Consider the following 1,444-nt stretch of genomic DNA (forward strand, 5'->3'; position numbering starts at 1 on the left):
AGTAGTGCCCCATAGAGTGGTGTAACTCGGTGGCCGAGATCGTCTGCGATTCCGTGTTGTGTACGGATGTAGAGCGGCCACCGTGTGATCCTTCGAGTCAACCTTCTACCGAATCCTCGAACGGAGTCATCACGATGACCGCACCCCATATTGTCGACCCTGCAGGCCTGCTTAGCCAAGCCCTGACCGACGCGTCACCGGATCTGATGCGCGAGCTGCTGCAGACCATGATCAACGCCCTGCTGTCCGCGGACGCCGACGCCGTGTGCGGCGCCGAGTGGAACGCCCGCTCGTCAGAGCGCACCAACTACCGCAACGGTTATCGCCACCGGCCCCTGGATACCCGGGTCGGCACCGTCGACGTCGCCATCCCCAAGCTCCGCTCGGGCTCCTACTTTCCCGAGTGGCTGCTCGAGCGTCGCAAGCGGGCCGAATCCGCGCTGATCACCGTCGTGGCGGACTGCTACCTGGCCGGGGTCTCCACCCGCCGGATGGACAAGCTGGTCAAAACTCTCGGCATCGACTCGCTGTCCAAGTCCCAGGTCTCCCGCATGGCCGAAGACCTCGATGAGCAGGTCGCGGCGTTCCGGCACCGGCGCCTGGACGAGGCCGGACCGTTCACGTTCGTCACCGCCGATGCGCTGACGATCAAGGTCCGGGAGAACAAGCAGGTCGTCAAAGCCTCGGTGCTGCTGGCCACCGGGGTCAACGGTGACGGCCACCGCGAGGTCCTGGGCATGCAAGTCGCCACCAGCGAGACGAAGGCCTCGTGGAACACCTTCTTCGCCGACCTGGTGGCCCGTGGCCTGGGCGGAGTCCGGCTGGTGACCTCCGATGCCCACGCCGGGCTGATCGAGGCGATCGCGGCGAACCTGCCCGGGGCCGCCTGGCAGCGCTGTCGCACCCACTACGCCGCAAACCTCATGGCCGCGTGCCCCAAGTCGATGTGGCCGGCCGTGAAGGCGATGCTGCATAGCGTCTACGACCAGCCCACCGCCGAGGCTGTCAATGCCCAGTTCGACCGGCTCTTGGACTACACCGAAGGCAGACTGCCCGAGGTTGCTGACCACCTCGGCGATGCCCGCGAGGACCTGCTGGCGTTTATCGCGTTCCCCGACGATGTGTGGCGGCAGATCTGGTCCAACAACCCCACCGAGCGGCTCAACCGGGAGATCCGACGCCGCACCGACGTGGTCGGGATCTTCCCGAACCGGGATGCCATCGTTCGCCTCATCGGCGCCGTCCTGGCCGAGCAGACCGACGAATGGGCCGAAGGCCGCCGCTACCTCGGTCTCGAAGTCCTCAGCCGCTGCCGACTCACCCTGACCACCGACCCCGCCACCAGCTCGCCGACGGAGGTGAGCACCGATGACCTGATGCAACTACCCGCCTGACCACCCACGAAGGATCACCATTCAGTTACACCACTTCCAGGGGCTTGACC

Annotated in this window: 1 protein-coding gene; it reads left to right on the plus strand. The window is 66.0% G+C overall.

The window, feature by feature from the left end:
* The first annotated feature begins 134 nt into the window (after positions 1-134).
* Positions 135-1,394, plus strand: a complete 1,260-nt coding sequence (locus tag NR111_RS18150; RefSeq protein ID WP_096905832.1) for an IS256 family transposase — start codon at positions 135-137, stop codon at positions 1,392-1,394.
* Positions 1,395-1,444 lie beyond the last annotated feature (50 nt).

The organism is Dietzia sp. Die43, from assembly GCF_024519835.1.
GTDB classification, from domain to species: domain Bacteria; phylum Actinomycetota; class Actinomycetes; order Mycobacteriales; family Mycobacteriaceae; genus Dietzia; species Dietzia kunjamensis.